General features: G+C 57.7%; 17 protein-coding genes. 8 read left to right on the top strand and 9 right to left on the bottom strand.

Going from position 1 to position 19,004, the window contains the following annotated elements; all coding sequences use genetic code 11:
• The first annotated feature begins 193 nt into the window (after positions 1-193).
• Positions 194-796 (top strand): alpha-ketoglutarate-dependent dioxygenase AlkB family protein, encoded by a 603-nt coding sequence (locus HW561_RS09205; protein ID WP_176863939.1) that lies wholly within the window; start codon positions 194-196, stop codon positions 794-796.
• On the opposite strand, the gene HW561_RS09200 is transcribed toward HW561_RS09205, so the two are convergent.
• On the bottom strand, positions 793-1,617 hold the full coding sequence (locus tag HW561_RS09200) for an ABC transporter permease (RefSeq protein WP_176863937.1): 825 nt from the start codon (positions 1,615-1,617) through the stop codon (positions 793-795). The two genes, HW561_RS09205 and HW561_RS09200, sit on opposite strands and share 4 nt — an antisense overlap.
• 122 nt (positions 1,618-1,739) lie before the next feature.
• Between HW561_RS09200 and cysQ the strand changes: the two genes are divergently transcribed.
• The 7 genes from cysQ to HW561_RS09165 all read left to right on the top strand — a co-directional run bounded on the left by cysQ (position 1,740) and on the right by HW561_RS09165 (position 9,752).
• Complete coding sequence (gene cysQ, locus HW561_RS09195; protein WP_176863935.1) at positions 1,740-2,537, top strand: 3'(2'),5'-bisphosphate nucleotidase CysQ; 798 nt, start codon at positions 1,740-1,742, stop codon at positions 2,535-2,537.
• Positions 2,537-3,337 (top strand): 3-deoxy-manno-octulosonate cytidylyltransferase family protein, encoded by an 801-nt coding sequence (locus HW561_RS09190; RefSeq protein ID WP_176863933.1) that lies wholly within the window; start codon positions 2,537-2,539, stop codon positions 3,335-3,337. The genes cysQ and HW561_RS09190 overlap by 1 nt, the downstream gene beginning before the upstream one ends.
• A gap of 70 nt (positions 3,338-3,407) precedes the next feature.
• The gene (galE, locus tag HW561_RS09185) at positions 3,408-4,391 is read left to right on the top strand and encodes a UDP-glucose 4-epimerase GalE (RefSeq protein ID WP_176863931.1); all 984 of its coding nucleotides are present in this window, start codon (positions 3,408-3,410) and stop codon (positions 4,389-4,391) included.
• Between the two features lie 28 nt (positions 4,392-4,419).
• Positions 4,420-5,457, top strand: coding sequence for a glycosyltransferase family 2 protein (locus tag HW561_RS09180; protein WP_176863929.1), 1,038 nt, complete (start codon positions 4,420-4,422; stop codon positions 5,455-5,457).
• A 171-nt stretch (positions 5,458-5,628) separates the two neighbouring features.
• On the top strand, positions 5,629-6,615 hold the full coding sequence (locus HW561_RS09175) for a glycosyltransferase family 2 protein (RefSeq protein ID WP_176863927.1): 987 nt from the start codon (positions 5,629-5,631) through the stop codon (positions 6,613-6,615).
• Entirely contained in the window at positions 6,612-8,312 is a 1,701-nt protein-coding gene (locus HW561_RS09170) for a DUF5927 domain-containing protein (RefSeq protein WP_176863926.1), read from the top strand. The genes HW561_RS09175 and HW561_RS09170 overlap by 4 nt, the downstream gene beginning before the upstream one ends.
• A gap of 6 nt (positions 8,313-8,318) precedes the next feature.
• On the top strand, positions 8,319-9,752 hold the full coding sequence (locus HW561_RS09165; RefSeq protein ID WP_176863925.1) for a sulfotransferase family 2 domain-containing protein: 1,434 nt from the start codon (positions 8,319-8,321) through the stop codon (positions 9,750-9,752).
• 7 nt (positions 9,753-9,759) lie between these two features.
• On the opposite strand, the gene HW561_RS09160 is transcribed toward HW561_RS09165, so the two are convergent.
• The 8 genes from HW561_RS09160 to hslO all read right to left on the bottom strand — a co-directional run bounded on the left by HW561_RS09160 (position 9,760) and on the right by hslO (position 18,999).
• Positions 9,760-10,278, bottom strand: a complete 519-nt coding sequence (locus tag HW561_RS09160) for a L,D-transpeptidase family protein (protein ID WP_176863924.1) — start codon at positions 10,276-10,278, stop codon at positions 9,760-9,762.
• Between the two features lie 60 nt (positions 10,279-10,338).
• Entirely contained in the window at positions 10,339-11,124 is a 786-nt protein-coding gene (locus HW561_RS09155; protein ID WP_176863923.1) for an ion transporter, read from the bottom strand.
• Positions 11,125-11,144: 20 nt separating this feature from the next.
• Positions 11,145-12,374 (bottom strand): class I SAM-dependent RNA methyltransferase, encoded by a 1,230-nt coding sequence (locus tag HW561_RS09150; RefSeq protein WP_176863922.1) that lies wholly within the window; start codon positions 12,372-12,374, stop codon positions 11,145-11,147.
• 39 nt (positions 12,375-12,413) lie between these two features.
• Complete coding sequence (locus HW561_RS09145) at positions 12,414-14,246, bottom strand: ABC transporter ATP-binding protein (RefSeq protein ID WP_176863921.1); 1,833 nt, start codon at positions 14,244-14,246, stop codon at positions 12,414-12,416.
• Positions 14,243-16,081, bottom strand: coding sequence for an ABC transporter ATP-binding protein (locus tag HW561_RS09140; RefSeq protein ID WP_176863920.1), 1,839 nt, complete (start codon positions 16,079-16,081; stop codon positions 14,243-14,245). The genes HW561_RS09145 and HW561_RS09140 overlap by 4 nt, the downstream gene beginning before the upstream one ends.
• A 191-nt stretch (positions 16,082-16,272) precedes the next feature.
• Positions 16,273-17,427 carry a CCA tRNA nucleotidyltransferase gene (locus HW561_RS09135; protein WP_176863919.1) on the bottom strand — a complete coding sequence of 385 codons (1,155 nt, stop codon included), beginning with the start codon at positions 17,425-17,427 and terminating at the stop codon, positions 16,273-16,275.
• Positions 17,424-18,038, bottom strand: a complete 615-nt coding sequence (locus tag HW561_RS09130) for a CoA pyrophosphatase (protein WP_176863917.1) — start codon at positions 18,036-18,038, stop codon at positions 17,424-17,426. The genes HW561_RS09135 and HW561_RS09130 overlap by 4 nt, the downstream gene beginning before the upstream one ends.
• Positions 18,013-18,999, bottom strand: a complete 987-nt coding sequence (hslO, locus tag HW561_RS09125) for an Hsp33 family molecular chaperone HslO (RefSeq protein WP_176863915.1) — start codon at positions 18,997-18,999, stop codon at positions 18,013-18,015. Before hslO ends, HW561_RS09130 begins: the two co-directional genes overlap by 26 nt.
• Positions 19,000-19,004: the final 5 nt, after the last annotated feature.

Raw genomic sequence — 19,004 nt, 5'->3', positions numbered from 1 at the left:
AAGGCGATGTCCCGAGGCCTGAACCCGCTACGGCATCCCGACCCCGATCTGATATGCGCAACAGCCCTACACCATCGCGCGTCCCGGCGTATATAAGGGCGAGACCTGAGGCCTGCAAGCGGTGTAAAACGCAGGTTTTCAGGAATCTGAGACCTTTTTTGGCAAGGATTTGGAAAGGAATGGGGTTTCTTGAATGGCGCGACTGCTTTTACGGGATTTCGATATCAGAAAAGGATACCTGAATACCGCCGCCCAAACGCAGCTGATCGAGGTGTTGCGCCCGATTCTGAAAGCGGCGCCCTTGTTTCGGCCGGTCACACCGTCTGGCAAAGAAATGTCTGTGCGTATGACCTCGGCCGGACCGTTGGGTTGGGTCACCGATAAGGCGGGGTATCGGTATCAGGGCCAGCATCCCAAGGGCGCAGATTGGCCCGCCATCCCCGAGCCTATCCTTGATATCTGGCAAGATCTGGTTTCAACCGCGCGCGATCCCGATTGCTGTTTGATCAATTACTATGGTGAAGGTGCAAAAATGGGTTTGCATCAGGACAAGGACGAAGCGGATTTCTCCTGGCCGGTCCTGTCTGTTTCACTGGGCGACGATGCCCTGTTCCGGATCGGCAACCCGACGCGTGGCGGCAAGACCGAATCTGTCTGGCTGAGTTCCGGCGACGTTGTCATCATGGGTGGGCCCGCGCGTTTGACCTATCACGGCGTGGATCGAATCCGGCATGGATCTTCGCGGCTGCTGCCAAAGGGCGGAAGAATTAACCTGACACTGCGGGTGGCGCACTAGCGGCGCGCGCTCCAACTCTGAGACACATGTTTACGGGTGAAAAACACCCCGAGCAGACCAATCATCAACAGGGCAATGCCAACCCAAAGCGCATATTCCCAACTGGTGTTTCGGGGGAAATAATTGCGAAATACGTAACCTCTGCACTGATCGATAATGTGAAACAGCGGGTTCCAGGCAAATAGTGTCAACATGAACCCGCCCAGCGCGTTGGCTATGAACATCTTTCCGGAAAAGATCATATTCAACCGGCGGTAAATATTGCTCAGCATCTGCACAGTGGTTGGAAGCCAAGGTCTCAGAGCCATGAAGATCAATCCGACGGCACATCCCGTGAACCAGGCCAGTACCAGCATCGCAAAGGCACTGCCCGGATCCTGAATTTCAAGCGGCGTCACCAGCACACTGTACAAAAACAGGATCACGAGAAGCGACATCAACTGTATGTAGAAGGCACCAAAGGCCGTGGCCAGCAGCATGACCATCATGTTCATCGGCGAGTGCAGCATCATCGGATTGTTGCCAGCACCAACACCAGAGACCGACGCAACCGATTTCACATGCGTCAGGAACAGGAAAACGCCGGACAACACATACAGGATGAATTCACCGCGTATTCTGCTTACCCCTCCCGCGCCCATCAACGTCATGATCAGATAAAACACGCTCGCCATGACAATGATCTGCAAAATATTGATCAGGATCGCGAAGATCGCGTTCGAATGTTGCGAACGCACATTGCGCACCACGGCATGAAACACCAGCTCCACCGTGGTGAATGCGCCGCCCAACAGCGTTTGGTTTCGCTTGAAATAGAACACTCGAAGGGTCTTTCCTGCTTTGCTGCCCTTAATCTGGCATGAATATCTTGCCGTTCGGTAACCGGCACATCATAAGTCCGTCAGGAGTTTGGATCAACAAACCACACGAACGGAGCAATTTTGTGACCTATGACGCCCTTATTCCCGTCATCCGACGTCTGGCCCTGGATGCGGGCGACAAGATCATGGAGATCTACGAGGCGGATGATTTTGACGTCAAAGTCAAATCCGATTCCAGCCCGGTAACCGAAGCGGATGAAGCGGCAGATGCCCTGATCTCGGCCGGACTGCGGCAGGCGTTTCCGGACATTCTGCTGGTGACCGAAGAACAGGCGGCCTCGCATTCCAAAAAGGGTGAAACGTTCCTGATCGTCGATCCGCTGGACGGCACCAAGGAATTCATCAACCGGCGCGGCGATTTCACGGTGAATATCGCGCTGGTTGAAAACGGTGTTCCGACCCGAGGCGTTGTTTACGCGCCCGCGCGTGGTCGCATGTTCTATACGCAGGCCGATGGTCAGGCCGTCGAGGAAACCGGCGCATTGGACAAGGATCAGCCGGGACCGGTTGCGCCAATTTCAGTGTCTGATCCGGACAACTCCGCGCTTTTGATCGTGGCCTCCAAGTCACACCGCGATCAGGCCACCGACGATTACATCAACAAGTATCGGGTGCGCGACAGCAAAAGCGCTGGCTCCTCGCTCAAGTTCTGTCTGGTCGCCACGGGCGAGGCTGACATCTATCCACGCGTGGGTCGCACGATGGAGTGGGACACCGCCGCCGGGCACGCCGTGCTAGCGGGCGCAGGCGGCAAAGTTGTACGTTTTGACGACCATTCCCCACTGACCTACGGCAAGGACGGCTATGCAAACCCGTTCTTCATCGCATACGCTCCGGGTGTTGACCTGAAGGAGGCCTGATGTCCGTTCTGATCGCAATTCCCGCTCGCTATGCGTCGACCCGCTATCCCGGCAAGCCATTGGTGGCTTTGACCGGCGCAAACGGGACGGCAACAACGCTGATCGAACGGTCCTGGCGTGCCGCGTGTTCCGTCCGTGGCGTGGACAAGGTTGTCGTCGCCACCGACGACGACCGCATCCGCGACGTGGCCGAAAGCTTTGGGGCCGAGGTCGTGATGACCTCGGAAAGTTGCGGCAACGGCACCGAACGCTGCACCGAGGCGCATGAAGTCTTGGGTGGCGGGTTCGAGATTGTTGTGAATTTGCAGGGCGATGCCCCGCTGACACCGCATTGGTTTGTCGAAGATCTGATCTCGGGCCTGCGGGCAGCCCCTGATGCGGGTGTGGCCACGCCAGTTCTGCGGTGTGATGGCGATGCGCTGAACAGCCTGCTGAACGACCGCAAACATGACCGTGTCGGTGGCACGACCGCCGTTTTTGCAAGCGATCACAGCGCGATGTATTTCTCGAAAGAGGTGGTTCCGTTTACTGCGCAGACGTATGCGGGCGCAGAACCAACCCCGGTCTTTCACCATGTCGGCGTCTATGCCTATCGGCCCGACGCGCTGGCCGCCTACCCCGGCTGGCCTGCCGGACCGCTGGAGCAGCTGGAAGGACTGGAACAGCTGCGGTTCATGGAAAATGACCGCAAGGTTCTGTGCGTCGAGGTTGAGGCCAAGGGCCGTCAGTTCTGGGAACTTAACAACCCTCAAGATGTGCCAAAAATCGAAGAGATGATGGCCGCTATGGGGTTGGATTGACCATTTTTCCCCATGACGCCCGTGATAGCGGTGGCGTATTAACGCTCAACTCGGGCACAATGGAATACTCATGAAAACCATTCTCGTCACCGGTGGCGCCGGCTATATCGGATCACACGCCTGCAAGGCATTGTCGCGTGCGGGTTATACCCCGGTGACCTATGACAATCTGGTCACTGGCTGGCAGGATGCGGTCAAGTTCGGCCCGTTTGAGCAGGGTGATCTGCTGGACCGGGCGCGGCTGGATGAGGTTTTTACCAAGCACCAACCGGCAGCCGTAATGCATTTCGCGGCCCTCAGCCAGGTGGGTGAGGCGATGCGCGAACCGGGGCGGTATTGGTCGAACAATGTGACCGGATCGCTGACCTTGATTGAAGCTGCGGTTGCGGCGGGGTGTCTGGATTTCGTGTTCTCGTCCACCTGCGCCACCTATGGCGAGCACGACAATGTGGTATTGGACGAAAACACGTCTCAGCATCCGCTGAACGCCTATGGCGCCTCGAAACGCGCGATCGAAGATATCCTGCGGGACTTTCAGGCGTCACATGACCTGCGCCACGTCATCTACCGCTATTTCAACGTCGCGGGTGCTGATCCCGATGGCGAGGTCGGCGAATTCCACCGCCCGGAAACCCATCTTGTGCCGCTGATGCTGGATGCGATTGACGGCAAGCGAGATGGTCTGACGATCTTTGGCACGGACTATGACACGCCGGATGGCACCTGCATTCGTGACTATGTGCATGTCTGCGATCTGGTGGACGCGCATGTTCTTGGGTTGGACTGGCTGGAACAGGGCAAGGAAAGCCGGGTGTTCAACCTTGGTACAGGATCGGGGTTCTCGGTTCTGGAGGTGATCGAACAATCCAAATCCGTCACCAACCGCCCTGTCCCTTACACGGTTGGGTCACGGCGCGCCGGAGATTGCACCAAACTGGTTTCCGGCTCGGTCCGGGCCGAAACCGAATTGGGCTGGAAGCCAAAAAGATCAACGTTAGAGACGATGATTGCTGATGCCTGGCGCTGGCACCAGAACGGCCATTACGAGAAATGAGGGCCCGGTGATCAGCGGTTCGGCACAGATGCTCCCCCAAATTGGATGGGCGCAGAAGTACCGGCTTCGCTGGAAACGTCGCCGGTTATTGTGGCAATCTCTGCGCAGTCGCCATCAACTGACATCTCTCAATGATCGAACGGACAAGATCCGACGTGGCGACATATTGGCCTTCACCACGCTGCGCAACGAGATCACCCGCCTGCCCTGGTTTTTCCGCCATTATCGTCAATTGGGGGTCGACCATTTTCTGATCGTGGACAATGGCAGTGACGACCGGTCGACCGAGTATTTGTTGGATCAGCCGGATGTATCTCTTTGGCAAACCCATGCCAGCTACCGCGCGTCCCGATATGGGTTGGATTGGCTGACCTGGCTGCAGATGCGCTATGGCCACCGTCACTGGTCCCTGATGGTGGATGCGGACGAGTTGTTGATCTATGCCCATCATGACACGCGCCCGTTGCAGGATCTGACCACTTGGCTGGATCAACAGGGTAGTGCGGGCTTTGGTGCGCTGATGCTGGACCTTTACCCCAAGGGCCCGCTGGGCACCCAATCCTATGATCCGGACACAGACCCCACCGAGGTTTTGAACTGGTTCGACGCTGAGCCGTACCGCGCACAGCGGCAACACCCTGTGGGCAATCTATGGGTGCAGGGCGGTGCACGTGAGCGTCTGTTCTTTGCTCAGATCCGGCAACGATCGCCAACCCTGAACAAGATCCCTTTGGTCCGATGGTCGCGGCACTATGCCTATGTAAACTCATGTCATTCTGCCCTGCCCCGGTATCTGAACACCGCCTATGACGGGCCAGGCGGCGCGGCGCCTTCGGGTGTTTTGCTTCACACCAAGTTTCTGCCGGAAATTGTCGAAAAATCGAAGATCGAGAAAACACGACGCCAGCATTTTCACGATCCTGACCAATTCGGGTCATATTATGAGGGGATAATTAACCGTCCAGACATGTGGACCCCACAGTCCACGCGGTATGCAGGTTGGGCACAATTGCAGAAATTGGGGTTAATGAACGCCATAGGATGGGATGGATTGTATAATACATGAATATAATAGTCACGTTCAGCACTAACGGTTTCTAAATCCATTGCCTCGAAAGATGCATAGATGGCATAAAGTGGAACGACCCCGGCACCACTCACGCCGTATCCGGCCCGGGGAACGCTCGCGTCATAACAAGGGTTGGGCAGTCGCGTGAGCCTATGGGATTCATATCGGATGAGATTGCGGCGCAAGCGCCGTATCATGCGCTGTGTGAAAAAACGGCGTGAATTGAAACCGGTCAGCAACAATACCGCTGCAATCCGCCGCGATGATATCCTGTTGATGAGCGTCGTGCGGAACGAAAAGATCCGCCTGCCTTATTTTCTGGAGTATTATCGCAAACTGGGCATTGACCACTTTCTGTTCGTCGACAACAACAGCGACGATGGCAGTTTTGAGTTTCTGAAGGCTCAGCCTGATGTGTCAGTATGGCGTACAGAAACCAGCTACAAACGGGCCTCATTCGGGTTGGATTGGACGAACTACATACTGCGCAAATACGCCAATGGGCATTGGGTTCTGACCGTCGATCCCGACGAGTTCTTCATCTACCCGTTTTGCGATACCCGCCCGATCCGCGCCCTGGCCGATTGGCTGGACGGGTGCGCCGTGCGCAGTTTCGGCACCATGTTGATCGACATGTACCCGCAAGGCCCTGTTGAAGCCGAGCCCTATCACGAAGGGCAAGACCCGTTCGAAATCGCGCGCTGGTTTGATGCCGGGAACTACATGATCACCAAGAACCCGGATTACAAAAACCTCTGGATTCAGGGCGGGCCCCGTGCACGCGTGTTCTTTCAGGACAATCCGTCAAAGGCCCCGGCACTGAACAAGATCCCGCTGGTCAAGTGGGATCGAAAGTATGTCTATGTCAGTTCGACCCATTCGCTGCTGCCGCGGGGTCTTAATCAGGTCTATGACGAATGGGGCGGTGAAAAAGCCAGCGGCGCGTTGCTGCACGCCAAGCTGATCAACACACTGGGCGACAAGGCGCGCGAGGAAATGAAGCGCGGCCAGCACTATCGCGGATCGGGTGAATACAAGGCCTATGCCGAGCGCCTTGATGAAAATCCGGTGTTCTGGTGCGATTGGTCCGAGACATATATCAATTGGCGGCAGCTTGAGATTCTGGGTCTCATGTCGAAAGGAAACTGGGCATGAGCAGCCTTGGCATTGTCATGTTGGTACATACGGCACTGGACCGGGCTGAACAGGTTGCACGGCACTGGGCAGCCGCAGGATGTCCAGTAGTGATCCACGTAGATCGCAAGGTATCAAACGAGGTCTTCTCCAAATTTGTCTCGTCTTGCGCGGACAATCCCCTGATCGTGTTTTCGGACCGCCACACTTGCGACTGGGGCGGGTGGGGCGTCGTTGCAGCCTCGCAATCCGCGTCCGAGCTGATGCTGGAGACGTTTCCAGATGTCCGCCACGTGTTCCTGTCATCAGGGGCCTGCCTGCCGCTGCGTCCGGTTCAGGAACTGATCGACTATCTCTCAGACCGTCCCCGTGTTGATTTCATCGAAAGCGCGACCACAGCCGATGTCAGCTGGACCATCGGCGGCTTGGATCATGAACGCTTTACCCTGCGGTTCCCGTTTTCCTGGCGCAAACGGCGCAAGCTGTTTGACGCTCATGTCAAACTGCAGCGTGCCCTGAGTATCCGTCGGCGGATTCCCGAGGGGGTGATGCCCCATATGGGCAGCCAGTGGTGGTGCCTAACCCGACAGACCTTGTCGGCCATCCTGCAGGACCCCAAACGCAAGACATATGACCGGTATTTTCGCCACGTCTGGATTCCCGACGAAAGCTACTTTCAAACGTTGGCGCGGCTGTATTCGACACATATCGAAAGCCGGTCGCTGACCTTGTCCAAGTTCGACTATCAGGGTCGGCCGCACATCTTTTACGATGACCATTTGCAGTTGTTACGGCGGTCGGATTGCTTTGTTGCCCGCAAAATCTGGTGGCGGGCCGATCGGTTGTATCAGTCTTTTCTGACCGATCAGGCCGGGGCGATGAAACCGGCCGAGCCCAACCCGGGAAAGATCGACAGGGTATTCTCAAAGGCGGTCGAGCGGCGGAAGTTTGGGCGCGACGGGCTGTACATGCAGAGCCGCTTTCCTCGTCACGGCAGCGAAAACGGGCTGACCTCGTCGCCCTATTCCGTGTTTCAGGGTTTTGCTGAAGTATTCGACGGTTTTGAGACCTGGTTGACCTCCGCCACCGGAGCCAAGGTGCACGGCCATCTGTTTGGCCCCGAACGGGCAGAATTTGCCCAGGGCGAGACCATCACCAATGGCGCGCTCAGCGATTGCGCGGCCCTGCGGGATTATAATCCGACGGCCTTTCTGTCGAACCTGATCTGGAACACGCGCGGGGAACGGCAATGTTTTCAATTCGGACCAACCGACACGCAAGAGATCAACTGGTTTCTGGCGCGGGACAAAAATGCGCAGCTCTCGATCATCACCGGGGCCTGGGCGATTCCGCTGTTTCGATCCAACATGAATTTCGCTGATATCCGGAATGAAGCCGCGCGCCTGCAACGGATCGAAACCAAACAGCTCGAAGTTCTGACTTCGGTCTGGACCAAGGCACGGATGCGCAGCTGGTCCTTGGCAGAGTTCATCGAATCCCCGATGGAGCCTTTACAGGCGGTGATTGAAGAGATCGGCACGCGGCATTCCAGCCACCTGACCGAAGCGCCAACCATGGTTGACCTGTCCGGGTTCGGGCAATTCCTGCAAAACCTCAAGAATCAGGGGATGCACCCTTATCTAATGGGTGATTTTCCCGACGACGATGTATTTGGCACCCAGACCAAACCCTTTCGCAAACCCTATCTGGTTCAGTAATTACCCATGTCAGCCAAATTCGACTATTTCATTGTTCTGGCCGCCATGCGCACCGGTTCAAACCTGCTCGAGGCCAATCTGAACGCGATTGAGGGTATTACCTGTCACGGAGAGGCCTTTAATCCGCATTTTATCGGCAGGTTGAAATCCGAGGAGCTGCTGGGTGTTTCACTGGAGGAACGCGATAATGATCCGTCACGGCTGATCGCGGCCATCCGGTCCACGCCGGGTGATCTGAACGGGTTTCGCTATTTTCAGGATCACGACCCCCGTGTACTGGAACCGGCGCTGCGCGACCCCCGCTGCGCCAAAATCATCCTGACGCGCAACCCGCTGGACAGCTACCTGTCGCTAAAAATTGCCCGCAAGACCAAACAGTGGCAGTTGAAGAACATCAAACGCCGCCTCGACGCACAGGTAGAATTCGAGCCCGAAGAATTCGACCAGTATCTGGATCACTTGCAGGACTATCAGCAATCTGTGCTGACGCAGCTACAGACAACCGGTCAGACCGCATTTTTCATTGGCTATGACGATCTGAACCAATTGAAGATCCTGAACGGGTTGGCGGACTGGCTGGGCGTCACGTCAGGACTGACCGAACTGGATGACACGCTAAAACCGCAAAATCCGAGCCCGCCGCTGTCGAAAGTTATCAACCCGGACGCGATGGAACACGCGCTGTCCAAAATGGACAGGTTTGCCCTGTACCGGACCCCGAACCTCGAACCACGGCGCGGTCCTGCTGTCAGCCAATACGTTGCCGCACCAGAGACATCCCTGATGTATTTGCCCGTGCGCGGCGGTTTGGAGAGCGTGATAAGTCAATGGCTGGCAGATCTGGATGGAACTGACATTGACGGTCTGATCACCGATCGCAACCGGAAACAGGTCTATTCCTGGCTGCAAACTCATCCCGGCCATCGCAAGTTCACAGTTCTGCGCCACCCGCTGGATCGCGCGCATACCGCATTTTGCACACGCATCCTGAACAAGGGGCCGGGCAGCTACCAGGTGATCCGCAACACATTGCGCAACCGGTTCAAACTGCCGATTCCGGGCCAGATTCGGGACAACAATTATTCAAAAGATCAACATTACGAAGCATTTTCCGCCTTCTTGACCTTCGTGCGCCACAATCTGGATGGTCAGACCCCGATCCGCGTGGACGGGACCTGGTGCAGCCAGTCACAGGTGCTGGAAGGGATGTCGGGTTTTGCCATGCCGGATCTGATCCTGCGTGAAGAGGAGCTGGGCACAGCCCTGCCGGAACTGGCGCGCAAAATGGGACGTGCAAACCCACCAGATCCGGGCGTTTGCGCTCAGGACACGCCATTCACGCTAGCGCAGATATACGATGCGCAACTCGAAACGTTGGCGGCCGAGGCGTATCAGCGCGACTATATGCAGTTTGGATTTGGTGATTGGAGGCCGCTGTAACTGCGCCTCAGGGGCGCAGAGTAATCAACGTACCTCTGTTCACCATCGAATAGATCTCTTCAATCTCTTCGTTCTTGACCGCGATGCAGCCCGCCGTCCAATCCGGCGTCTTTTTCGCGCGCTTCAGTTCGGACCGCAGATTTGGCTGACCGTGGATGAAGATATCCCCGCCTGGATCGACGCCTGCGGCCTTAGCTTCTGCGATATCTTGCGAGTTGGGGTAGGAAATGCCCACCGACAGATGATAGCGGCTGCGCGGGTTGCGGCGATCAATCAGGTAACTTCCCTCGGGCGTCCGACCATCGCCGCGTTTTGTCTTGGTCCCATTGGGCGCGAATCCCAGTTCGACGTCATACTCGCGCAGTACCTGCTCGTTGTGGAGAAGATAAAGCTTGCGCGCGCCTTTGTTGACGACCAACGCGGTAACCTCTGGGCCATTGTAGGTCAAAAATCTTGGGCTGGCTGAGGCACAAGCCGAAAGACTCAGCGTTGCCATCGCCCCTAATCCAAATGCTCGACGTTTCATGTTTTATATGCCTGCTGCTCTTTTTTGCGGGTATTATGCCAGAAAACTGCAAAACTGAAATCACTTTTTGCTGTTCGCACGTTCATTTAAATGACGTTCGATGGTTTCAAGCCGTTCCAGCACCTCATCTCGATACGCATCGGTTTTCACTTCATCCTCGGCGTGGTGCGCATCCTGCATCGAATTCACGATCAGACCGACCAACAGGTTCACCACCGCAAAAGTAGTCACCATGATGAAGGGAACGAAGAAAACCCAAGCGTAGGGATAGACCTCCATCACCGGGCGAACGATGCCCATGGACCAGCTTTCCAGCGTCATGATCTGGAACAGCGTATAGGCGGACAGACCCAGATCACCGAACCAGTCCGGGAATGTCTGCGAGAACAGTTTGGTCGCGATCACCGCGCCGATGTAGAACAGGATCGCCATCAGCAGGAACACACTGGCCATCCCCGGCAAGGCCGAGATGAAGCCTTCGACCACCCGGCGCAGACGTGGCGCGACCGAGATGACGCGCAGCACCCGCAGGATGCGCAACGCCCGCAGGACCGACAATCCGGCACCGCCCGGCACCAACGCGATGCCGACGATGATGAAGTCGAAGATATTCCAGCCATTAGCGAAGAACCTGCGCCCGGTGGCGACAAGTTTCATACCGATTTCAAAGACGAAAATCGCAAGGCAGATACTGTCAAGCGTCACAATCAGCGGGCCCGCCGCTTCCATCAGACTGGGCGAGGTTTCCATCCCCAGCAACACAGCGTTGAAGATGATGACGCCGGTGATGAAGCGGCCAAATACCGGCGCTTCGATGATGCTCAGCAAGCGCTGATTGAACCCCATTATGCCTGTCTCCTGTCTGCTCAAGTGGCGGGGTTCAGCACAAACCGCGCAGCAAGTTCCGTATGTGATGACCACCTAAACTGGTCAACAACCTGCACCCATTCAAGGGCATATCCCGCATCAGCAAGAGATTTGGCGTCGCGCGCAAATGTCACCGGATTGCACGAGACATAGGCAATCACCGGGCGTTTAGCCTGTGCCAGTTCTGACACTTGCGCCTCGGCCCCTGCGCGGGGCGGGTCCAGAACAACGGCATCAAAGTTCTTGAGCTCATCGGGCATCAAGGGACGGCGAAACAGGTCGCGTGTTTCTGTTGCAACGCGTTTGAGCCCCTGCGCCCTGCGCCAGCCCTGATCCAGCGCCTGCGTCATTTCTGCTTCACCTTCAACCGCATGCACCTCGGCTGTTTGCGCCAGCGGCAAGGAGAAGGTTCCGCAACCAGCGAACAGATCCACAATGCGCTTGGCGCCCTGCGTTGCCTGCAAGACGGCCTGTAACAGAGCCTGTTCTCCGTCTTTTGTCGCCTGTAGGAACGCGCCCGGTGGCGGCGTGACCATGGCGGACCCAAAGTGCTGAACCGGGGGTTGGCGCATGGCGATCACCTCACCATCCCAACTGAGCCGTGCCAGCCCGTGTTTCTCGGTCGCTTGCGCCAGTGTCAACTCTAACGGGCCGTCCAGCAGCTTGCCGCCTTTGACGGACACATCCAGCCCACTTTCGGACAAGGTCAGCGTGACGGCCAAGGCCCCCTTGCGGCTGCCACCCAGCAGGGCCAGCGCCTCGGCCACCGGAATGGCGGCGATCAGCGCTGGATCCAGCAAATGGCAGTCCGGAATTTCGGTAATGGTGTCCGAGGCGCGCCCGTGAAACCCGGCCAAAGTGCCCTTTTTTGTCCGTCTCACGGCGATGGTTGCCCGACGGCGCGAGCGTTCGGGTGATGTATGGATCGGACGCATCGGCGCATCCAACCCTTGCGCGGCCAGCGCGTTACGCACGATTTCGACCTTCCAATCGGCGACAAATGCATCCGCAGCGTGCTGCAATTGGCAGCCACCGCAGGCCTTATAGTGGCGACACGGGGCTTTCACACGCTGATCGGATGGCGTCTCTACGCGAATATCTATCAGGAATTGGCCCAGCAGAGTGCCAGTGACCACCTCACCCGGAAGGGTGCGCGGGGCAAAAACGGGTCCGTCCGCGATGCCGTCGCCCTGATGACCAAGGCGGGATATGGTGAAATGTTGCGTCATGAGGGGCCTGATACCGGGCGACGGCCTGCAACAAAACCCTTATTCGGCGGCTTCGGCCTGAATGAAGCCACCCGACTGGCGATGCCAGAACCGCGCATACAGCCCGCCCTGTTCCAGCAATGCATCATGGGTACCGGCCTCGACGATACGTCCATGATCCAGAACAACGATCCGATCCATCTCGCTGAGGGTCGACAGCCGATGGGCGATGGCAAGCACCGTCTTACCCTGCATCACCCGATGTAACGCCGTCTGGATCGAGGCCTCGACCTCGGAATCCAACGCCGAGGTGGCTTCGTCCAGCACCAAGATCGGCGCATCCTTCAGGATCGCACGGGCCAGCGCGATCCGTTGTCGCTGACCACCGCTGAGCTTCACGCCGCGTTCACCCAAATGCGCATCATAACCCGTGCGGCCATGGGCGTCTTCGAGGCTAAGGATAAAATCATGTGCTTCGGCCTTCTGCGCTGCCTCAATCAGATCCACCTCTGAGGCATCCGGACGGCCATACAGGATGTTCTCTCGGGCCGAGCGGTTGAACATCGCGGTTTCCTGCGTGACCATGCCGATCTGGCGGCGCAAGCTGTCCTGCATGACCAGCGAAATATCCTGCCCATCAATACGAATTGCGCCGTTTTCCCCGTCATAGAGCCGTAACAGCAGCGAAACCAAGGTGGATTTTCCAGCGCCAGATGCGCCGACGATGCCCAGCTTCTCTCCGGGTTTTACGGCGAGATTCAGGTCCGAGACACCACCGACATCCCGCCCATAGGCAAAACTGACGGCGTCGAAAGTGATGCCGCCTTCGGAAACGATCAACTCTTTGGCCTGCGACGTATCTTCAACCCGATCCCGTTTCGCGAGCGTCATCATCCCGTTCTCGATCTCGCCCACATTGGCGTAAAGACCCATCAGTGTGAAACTGACCCAACCCGTCATCTGCGCGATGCGGATCGAAACAGCGCCCGCCGCCACGATATCCCCGGCCGTCGCGGTCCCAGCCTGCCACAGCCATAGCGTCACCCCGATCAACAACACGGGCAGCACACCGGCCAGCGTCATCAGGATGAAACGGAAACTGGCCGACAGCCTGCCGAAATCCAATGACCTTTCCCGCAGGTCGATCATCGAGTTTCGCGCCGCATGATCCTCAAACTCGGCATGTGCAAACAGTTTGACGGTTTTGATGTTGGTAATGGTATCGACCACCTGTCCAGACACCATCGCCCGTGCACCCGCCCGCGCGGCCGAGCGCACGCGGATACGCGGTAGGTACCAACGCACCAGCAGGAAATAGACCACAAGCCAAGCGGCAAATGGCAACATCACCAATGGATGAATAGACCCTAACAAAAGCAAAGAACCCGCAAGTGAAGCCAGGGCAAATACGATTGCGCTGATCGTTTCCGACACGACCGAGGCCATAGCATTCGACGTCTGCATCTGTTTCTGCGCAATGCGACCGGCAAAATCGTCATCGAAGTAGGTTACCGACTGGCCCAGCGTCCAACGGTTCAGCTTGGCCAGAACCAATGGCGGAATGTTGGGCATGACGATATAGTTGTTCGACAGCGATGACAGACCGAAAAAGGCGGGACGCAACAGCGTGAAGAAGACCACCGCGCCGAAGATCATCCACATGTTAGCATCGGTCAGGAAATTCTCGGGCCCGCTGGATGTCGCCACATCAATGACGCGCCCGAGGATCCACGCTGTCCCGGCCTCCATCATGCCCGCAATCGCCGAAAAACCAGCCGCAATGAACAGCATTGGCCACGCACCGGACAGGCTCCAGCGAATGAACGCCCCCAAGGTTTGTGGTGGGGGCGTTTGAGTGGTTTTGAACGGGTCGATGAAGTCTGCGAACCTCATTCAGCGGCCTCCGGGTTCATGAAGCCGCCAGATTGCCGCGCCCAGAACTGCGCGTAAAGACCGCCCTGTGACAACAGCTCGGAATGGGCGCCTTCTTCGACGATTTGGCCAGCATCCATCACCAGAATGCGATCCATCTGCGCGATCGTGCTGAGCCGGTGGGCGATTGCGATCACGGATTTGCCTTGCATCATACCGTAGAGAGTTTCCTGAATTGACGCTTCAACTTCGGAATCTAGGGCGGATGTCGCCTCGTCCAACAGCAAAATCGGCGCATCTTTCAGGACCACCCGCGCCAGTGTCACCCGCTGTCGCTGACCACCGCTGAGTTTCACCCCGCGCTCACCCACATGCGCGTCATAGCCGGTGCGCCCCTGCGGGTCTTGCAGATCCAGAATGAATTCGTGCGCCTCGGCCTGTTTGGCAGCAGCGATCATCTGCGCCTCGGACGCGTCAGGGCGACCATAGAGGATGTTGTCGCGCACGGACCGGTGCAGCAACGCGCTGTCTTGCTGCACCATACCGATATTGCTGCGCAGACTGTCCTGTGTCACGCCCGAGATATCCTGACCATCGATCAGGATCGCACCCCGCTCCACGTCGTAGAACCGCAAAAGAAGCTTGACCAGAGTCGATTTCCCGGCTCCGGACCGCCCGATCAAACCGATCTTTTCCCCCGGCTGAATGGTCATGTTGATATGATCCAGGCCCCCGGTTTCACGACCGTAGTGGTGCGACAGGTCCAGAATGTCGATCTGTCCCTTGTCCAGTTGCAGCGGCTTGGCGTTTGACGCATCCAGCAAGTCGACGGGCTGCGCAATGGTCTGCATCCCTTCGGCCACAATGCCAAGTTGGCGGAAGAAGCTGGTCAGCGCCCACATGATCCATCCGGTCATGGCGTTCAACCTCAGGGTCAGGGCGGTTGCCGCAGCGACGACCCCAACCGACGCACTCCCCTGCATCCACAGGAAAATGGCCCAACCTACAACACCGACAATCAGCAGGCCGTTCAAGGTGACCAGAACCGCGTCCATGATGGTGAAGATGCGCATCTCGACTTGAAACGTGCGGCGCGTTTCTTCAATCGCCTCGCGGGCATAATCCAGCTCTTGCATGTCATGGGCGAACATCTTGACCGAGTGGATGTTGGTATAGCTGTCCACCACCCGCCCCGTCACGGTCGAGCGTGCATCCGAGGCCGCCTGCGAAGCCGGGCCGACACGCCGAACCGTCCACCGAACCAGAACAGCGTAGAACGCAAACCAGATCAGCAGCGGGATCAGCAGGCGTGCATCTGCCACAAAAAGCAGGATCGCGGCGCCGATCAAATAAGCCAGTGAAAACGAGATCGCGTCGAAAACCTGAAACACCACCTCACCCGCCGCGGGCGGGGTCTGCATGATCCGGTTGGCAATACGCCCGGCAAAATCGTTTTCAAACCAGCCAACTGATTGACGCAGAACGTGTTTGTGCGCCCGCCAGCGGATCAGCGTGCCAAAGTTCGGCAGGATGGTATTGTTGAGCAACAACACATCAGCCAAGTGCAGAATGGGCCGTAGCAACAGAATAAACGCCGCCATCAACAGCAATTCCGTGCCGTGATTTTGCCAGACATCAGCCGGAGAGCCACCCAGCAGATCGACAACGCGACCCATGTAGTAGATCAGCCCAACCTCAACGCTTGCCACGATGATGGAAATCAGCCCGGCCCAGAAAAAGACCCTCATGAACGGCTGCGAATATTCCAGCATGAACGGCCACAGCCGTGTCGGTGGCTTGTCGGATTCCGTATAGGCGACAAAAGGGTCAACGAGGTTTTCGAAATAGCGAAACATGGAGAGTGCTCCAATTGAGCAATTAGACAGTCATGCGAAAAAAGATGGCGCCAGAACACCACCCTTACGGGTCAAAGTGTCCCGGCTTTAGCCGAACCAGATCCCGTAATACATTCGCAGTCCTCCATCCATGTGATGTCCGCACGTAACCACAAACGATTTAATTTGTCATCCCCTTTTGAGACTTCGTTTTATCCGGCCAGCAAATCGTCGCGGGTCAGCGCAAAGCCTGAGGCAATCCAACGTGCCTCAAGCTCGGCCAGTTTCTTGCCCAGCGCGGGACCGGTGAAATCGGGGATCAGGTCTGCGGCCTTGATTGGGAAACACGCAGCGGCGCCTGTGTGCAGTACCGTTCTGAGGTCCTCTGACCACGGTTGTTCAAAAAAAGCGCAGCGCAGCAGGGTTTCATGCAGACCGCCATTGTCACCATAGCGATACCCCAGCTCGGCGACGCTGGTTGTGCCCGACGCTTCATCGCGCATCCGGGTCAGGCGCTGCAACTGCGCACGGCTGAGACGCAAGGTGGCAGCATCTTCGGGCGTTGCAATCGCCGCCAATCGGCGCACCGGATCGGGTGCCGCACCAGCAGCTTGTTCAATCGCGACCAAAGGCGCCAGGGCCCGGTCATCCGCGCTGGGCAGCACCTGAGCCAGGACGCCCGTGCTGCGCATCGCAGCGACCGATGGCGCCGGGTCAGGCGCGGCCAGCAGTTTCAGTAACTCTGCCCCCACTCGTTCACGCGAAAGAGCCGACAATCCATCCAGATTGCCCGCAATCGCCGACAGGGCGTCCGGGTCAAAACCGGCATCAGGATCCCCATACCATGCGTGAAACCGGAAATACCGCAGCGAACGCAAGTAGTCTTCGCGAATGCGGTGCGCCGCCGTCCCGATGAACCGAACGCGGCGCGCCTGTAGGTCTGGCAAGCCCCCAAGCGGATCCAGCACAGTGCCATCGGGCTGTGCATAGATCGCGTTCATGGTGAAATCGCGCCGCGCCGCGTCCTCTTCCACATTGTCAGAAAACGCCACGACGGCACGACGGCCATCCGTTTCCACGTCCCGGCGAAACGTGGTGATTTCGTGTGGGATACCCTGACTGACAACCGTGATGGTACCGTGATCAATCCCGGTGGGAACAGCCTTGAGGCCCGCCTTTTGGGCCACCTCAATAACGCGTTCCGGACGCGCATCCGTGGCGATATCGATATCAGAAACCGGAGCACCCAGCAGTGCGTTCCGGACGCAGCCGCCGACGAACAAAGCCTGCGCACCTGCCCCGGTCAGGGCAACGCACACCTGCTGGGTCGCGACCTCAGTAACCCAAGATTCTTCAATTCTTTTCATTCATTCACCCGTGCTGCCAGCCCCCGCAATATCCGGGCCGTCGCGCCCCAGATGTAATAGGGACCAAACGGTACTGTGAAGTATTTTCGGCGCTGACCACGCCATCGGCGCGACTCGATCACATAATTCGCAGGGTCCAGCACATGTGCAAGCGGAACCGAGAAGATTTCGTCTACCTCACCCGGTTCGGGCACAGGTTGGAATGGGTGTCGCACGATGGCGACCACTGGCGTGACCGAAAAAGACGTAACCGTCTCGTGCGTGGGCAAAAACCCCAGAACTTCGGGCAGACCGGACGGTAGGCCAATCTCTTCGCGGGCTTCGCGCAAGGCCGCGGCGGTGACATCCGCATCGCCCTCATCTTGCTTACCACCGGGAAAGGCGATCTGACCGGGATGGTGTTTCAGGGCCGAGGATCGTTTCGTCAGGATCAGGCGCGGCATATCACCGGTGATCGAGATTGGAACCAGAACCCCTGCCGGACGCAGCTTGCGCCCGGGTGGCAGAACGGTTTCCGGGTTCAGGTCAAAATCGCTCGACCCGTGACCTGGGCGGCGCAGGGCCGCCCGGATCTGATCGGTGGGATCATGCACCTTTGGTGTCTTCGGCATCAAAACCGACGGTCGCGGGATCCAGCACATAATGCGACCCGCAGAACTGGCAGTCGGCGGTGACTTGGCCCTCGGGTGTGGTCATCTTTTCGATGTCCTTCGCAGAATAGATCGACAGGCTCTGGCGCACGCGAGCCTCGGAACAGGTACAGCCAAACTGCACCGACTGCGCGTCATAGACCCGCGGTTGTTCCTCGTGAAACAGACGGATCAGCAGGTCAGTCGGCGCCACGGATGGCCCGATCAGCTCCAGATCTTCTACTGTATCCAGCAGGATGTTGACCCGACCCCAGTTCTCGCCTTCTTCTCCGTCAACCAGATCGTTTGCCGTCAGAATATCGCCGTCACCTTCACTCGACGCAACGAAAGGCGAAGCTTTGGGCATATGCTGCAGCATGATGCCACCGGCACGCCAACGTTCATCTAAACCGGGCTCGGTCGATTTGCCGAAACTCAGCGAGAACCGCGTCGGCAGCTGTTCGGATTGTGCAAAATACGCCTCGGCACAAGCGCTCAACGACCCACCGGCCAGAGGTGTAATGCCCTGATAAGGCTGGGTGCCTTCACCCTGATCAATCATGATAGCAAAATACCCTTCACCGACCTGATCGAAGGGTGTGTTGTCGGTCAGGCGATCCCGGTCGAAACTGGCATAGGCCCGAATGCGCGCCGGTTCGTCTTCTTTCTGCGGCGCAAAGTAATCGGTCGCGATCATCCGTACCGCGCCCTTGGACTGCACTTGCAGCGACAGCTTCCAGCGCAGCGCGACGGTCTGACCGATCAACGCGGTCAGCAGGGCCATCTCGGCCACCAGCGCCTCGACTTGCTCTGGATAGTCGTGCTGCTTCAGGATGCCGTCCAGCACGCCGTCCAGACGGGCCACACGGCCACGCATATCCGATACATCGAGTTGAAAGGGCAGGACAGTGTCGTCCCACGCGATTTTCGTTCCAAGAGACATGGGGT

Origin of the sequence: Ruegeria haliotis, from assembly GCF_013377785.1 — a bacterium.
GTDB lineage: Bacteria > Pseudomonadota > Alphaproteobacteria > Rhodobacterales > Rhodobacteraceae > Ruegeria > Ruegeria haliotis.
The sequence above is the reverse complement of the archived record's forward strand: the minus strand, read 5'-3'. Positions and strand labels throughout refer to the sequence as shown.

Bases quoted from the DNA above. Each gene is read 5' to 3' on its own strand.
- HW561_RS09130 (WP_176863917.1), bottom strand. From the start codon at position 18,038: ATGCCGAAGACACCAAAGGTGCATGATCCCACCGATCAGATCCGGGCG.
- HW561_RS09160 (WP_176863924.1), bottom strand. From the start codon at position 10,278: ATGAAACGTCGAGCATTTGGATTAGGGGCGATGGCAACGCTGAGTCTT.
- HW561_RS09155 (WP_176863923.1), bottom strand. From the start codon at position 11,124: ATGGGGTTCAATCAGCGCTTGCTGAGCATCATCGAAGCGCCGGTATTT.
- HW561_RS09205 (WP_176863939.1), top strand. From the start codon at position 194: ATGGCGCGACTGCTTTTACGGGATTTCGATATCAGAAAAGGATACCTG.
- HW561_RS09190 (WP_176863933.1), top strand. From the start codon at position 2,537: ATGTCCGTTCTGATCGCAATTCCCGCTCGCTATGCGTCGACCCGCTAT.
- HW561_RS09180 (WP_176863929.1), top strand. From the start codon at position 4,420: ATGCTCCCCCAAATTGGATGGGCGCAGAAGTACCGGCTTCGCTGGAAA.
- HW561_RS09165 (WP_176863925.1), top strand. From the start codon at position 8,319: ATGTCAGCCAAATTCGACTATTTCATTGTTCTGGCCGCCATGCGCACC.
- galE (WP_176863931.1), top strand. From the start codon at position 3,408: ATGAAAACCATTCTCGTCACCGGTGGCGCCGGCTATATCGGATCACAC.
- HW561_RS09170 (WP_176863926.1), top strand. From the start codon at position 6,612: ATGAGCAGCCTTGGCATTGTCATGTTGGTACATACGGCACTGGACCGG.
- HW561_RS09150 (WP_176863922.1), bottom strand. From the start codon at position 12,374: ATGACGCAACATTTCACCATATCCCGCCTTGGTCATCAGGGCGACGGC.
- HW561_RS09175 (WP_176863927.1), top strand. From the start codon at position 5,629: ATGAGATTGCGGCGCAAGCGCCGTATCATGCGCTGTGTGAAAAAACGG.
- hslO (WP_176863915.1), bottom strand. From the start codon at position 18,999: ATGTCTCTTGGAACGAAAATCGCGTGGGACGACACTGTCCTGCCCTTT.
- HW561_RS09135 (WP_176863919.1), bottom strand. From the start codon at position 17,427: ATGAAAAGAATTGAAGAATCTTGGGTTACTGAGGTCGCGACCCAGCAG.
- HW561_RS09140 (WP_176863920.1), bottom strand. From the start codon at position 16,081: ATGTTTCGCTATTTCGAAAACCTCGTTGACCCTTTTGTCGCCTATACG.
- HW561_RS09145 (WP_176863921.1), bottom strand. From the start codon at position 14,246: ATGAGGTTCGCAGACTTCATCGACCCGTTCAAAACCACTCAAACGCCC.